The 3,047-nt window shown below is 36.6% G+C and carries 3 protein-coding genes and 1 pseudogene; all 4 read right to left on the bottom strand.

Annotation, left to right across the window (positions count from 1 at the left end; all coding sequences use genetic code 11):
* Positions 1-498: 498 nt before the first annotated feature.
* A complete protein-coding gene (locus tag ETR37_RS18030) occupies positions 499-885 on the bottom strand; it encodes a DJ-1/PfpI family protein (RefSeq protein WP_306418287.1) in 387 nt (128 codons plus the stop codon).
* A 6-nt stretch (positions 886-891) separates the two neighbouring features.
* Complete coding sequence (locus ETR37_RS20110) at positions 892-1,086, bottom strand: hypothetical protein (RefSeq protein WP_306418286.1); 195 nt, start codon at positions 1,084-1,086, stop codon at positions 892-894.
* 366 nt (positions 1,087-1,452) lie between these two features.
* A pseudogene (locus ETR37_RS20875) lies at positions 1,453-1,656 on the bottom strand (2-hydroxymuconate tautomerase family protein).
* A gap of 27 nt (positions 1,657-1,683) precedes the next feature.
* Entirely contained in the window at positions 1,684-2,892 is a 1,209-nt protein-coding gene (locus tag ETR37_RS18020) for a YbfB/YjiJ family MFS transporter (protein WP_129447626.1), read from the bottom strand.
* Between the last annotated feature and the right edge of the window lie 155 nt (positions 2,893-3,047).

The following is a 3,047-nucleotide window of genomic DNA, read 5'->3' as shown; positions in this document are numbered from 1 at the left end:
AAAATCCTTTGTTTTGACCTTGTTAGGGTGCGAAATGTGAGTTAGATGCTGATTCAAGTTGGACATTTAAAATCGGAGTCTATGTATTTACATTTGTTTCAATTAAAAAAGTAAAAGAAGAAGTCATCTATGAGTTGGAAATATATCGATTGTATAATGACTACGAAAAATTTCAAAGTAAATTAAATGACCTAGCTCGATTGAGTATCGAATGAAGGTTGCGTAAAAAATGAAGTTACTTTTGTTTAAGACAAATTGTCCCAGACATTTCATAAGAAATAAGCTGCAGTGTATTTCAATTAAAATTAAAATACACTGTAGATATCGGTAGGAGAGCTGACAATATCAAAAATTGAAATATGTAAGTGAGCATCGAAAGGATCACATATATTGTCCTCATATAGTTATTACAAAAAACATCCAACCTGCCCATTTGGACAGATTGGATTATATCAAAAAACACTTTGATAAGCGGTTAGTTGTTAGTTATGCATATTACTAACTTCTATTGTAGTACTGCCCAACTTTGTAATAAGGATAGTCCATTTGTTTTTGAATACGTAGAGCAGCTTCCGCACCTCCTAGAAGTTCACAAATGTATAATCCGAGATCCACCGATGTTGCTACCCCACCGCCAGTAATAATATGCCCGTCCTTAACAATTCTGTCTTCTATGACTTCTAAACAATAAGGCCGTAGCAAATCATATGCAGCGGGATGAGTCGTAGCTTTCTTCCCATCAAGAAAACCTGCAGCTCCAAACAGTAAGGAACCTGTACAAACTGATACTTTATAATTTACATTGCTACCTGTTTTTAACCATTCTATAAATTCGGAATCATGCAATAATTGGCGAGTACCAAACCCACCGGGGACATATAGCAAATCATACTAAGATAAATCAGGAGAGACTTCTTGAATCTTAACTGTAATTCCCCGATCATCATTTATTTCATCTTTCGTTCCACACAAGTCCCAACTTAAATTCTCATTAAAACCCATTGTTTTCAAGCGTGTTACAGCGTCATAAAAACCAACAAAATCAAGAGTTGTCATCTGGTCGAAAAGAATAAATGCAATTTTCATAAAAAGCCCCCCAAAATTTTTATTACTGTTAGTTTTAAATCACCGTACTGGTTCACTCCAGTTATCAACGCTTTTCTCTAATCCTGAATTTTCTGCTGCATTGTTTCAATGCTTGCAAATTCACGATGATTGATGATTGAATAGGTTCCACAAAGCCCTTCTCCATTGTTACTGTATTATAAACGAAAGCTTAACACGGATATTGGAGGAATAATAAAGCAGTCTAAAACTTTATCTTTCAGTTTGTTAACACTGCTTTTGTTATATAAAGCCGCTTCAGTTTTATAACATATTTCTGAAGGTTGGTGGCTTTAAGTCGGAATCTGCGCCAAATGTGAAACCTTGCCCAAGTAACTTTCTAAAAAATTACTGATCCCGTTTCCTTCTTACCGTTACCGATTCCCCAGCAATTCCCCAGTTGTCGGTTTCCACCTCATCGATGATTACAAAGGTCGGCTGTGGGTTTTTTCCCTAAAATCTTTGGAAGTAATTTTGTGGCACCCTCAATAAGTTGTTGTTTTGTTCTGGAGCAACTCCTTCTTTAGTAATTTTAATGTTTACATAAGGCATTGTTTTTCATCCTTTCAAGTTTTTATTTTAAAAGTAGCTGTATTTACGGTTTATCACTTTATTGGTTCTTGCGTCTTTCATCTGACCAACACCTAAAAGCAGCATCCCGCAAATTAATACACTTGCTGCAAAAATCAGGGAAGAATTATAGTTTCCTGATTTGGCAATTAAGATCCCTGCAACGGAGGGGCCGATCATTTGGCCAATTCCATATACACATGTTAAATAGCCGATTACTTTACTGCTTTGATTAGGTGCAATAGTACGTCCCTCTGAGACGGCTAAGGTAGTAATACCCATAAACGTTGCCCCGAATAATAAGGATCCAATCAAAGCTCCGTAAGAATTAAAAAATATCACTGGTAGAATTACACCAACGATTTGGGTGAAAAAAGCAATTTGTAAAGCGACAAGATTACTGTATTTCTTAGCAACCAAAGCCCATAGCATACAAGAAGGGATAGCAGCAACACCAACAAACACCCAGCTTAAAGCAGGAATATGACTTAAAGAAGAGATTCGCTGTACGAGAGCAACCAAAAAAGTGCCACTCACGCTATACCCCATTCCCTCACACCCATAGGAGGCGATAAGCCATGGTAAAATCCTTTGTTTACGAGAAGCTTGGGAAAGGGACAAGATTGATGAGGGATACTTTATTTTGGTTGATGAATTCTCTTTTAACCATAGGAACGTTAATACACCTATGAATATAGAAAGTATACCTAATCCGATCCAATCCCCACGCCAACTAAAATAGTGATCCAAAACAGGGACAATAAGACCAGTTATTAAAATCCCTATTCCAACACCACTATAAAACATTCCTGACCAAAGTGATTGCTTGGTTAAGGCAAGAACATCCAAGATAATACTTGAGGCAAGCACAAAGACGAGCCCGCTTGTTAAACCTGAAATAAAGCGAAAGAAAAACCAAAGCAAGTAGTGGTCTGTCAACCCCATTGTAATGGTTGTCAGAATGTTGATAACGAGATAAAACCTTAAATAAAATATTTTTCCTTTCTTCCACTGGGATATTCCTGCTAACAAAGCTCCCAATAGGTATCCTAAGTAATTGACTGAGGCAAGGTATCCTGCCATCACATCGGTAAGGCGTACTGCATCCTGAAGGTGTGGCAAAATAGGCGTGTATGCAAATCGCCCGATACCCATGACAATAATTAAAGCGGCAATACCTCCAATGACAACGTACATAGGAGATGACTTGTTGATCATAATGTCCTCCTTATTAAGTTTAGAATATTCTTTAACTTTATCATACTCATGATGTAATATTTGGTAAAATGATAAAAACGAATGATATATATTAAAAATATCGATATCTAACACGAGTGTTGATTATCCAAAATTAGACATACGCCTTCCATAAA

The sequence above is a fragment of the Geobacillus sp. PK12 genome (assembly GCF_004123125.1).
Lineage (GTDB): Bacteria > Bacillota > Bacilli > Bacillales > Anoxybacillaceae > Geobacillus > Geobacillus zalihae.
Note: the sequence above shows the minus strand (reverse complement) of the source record. Positions and strands in the feature narration are given on the sequence as shown.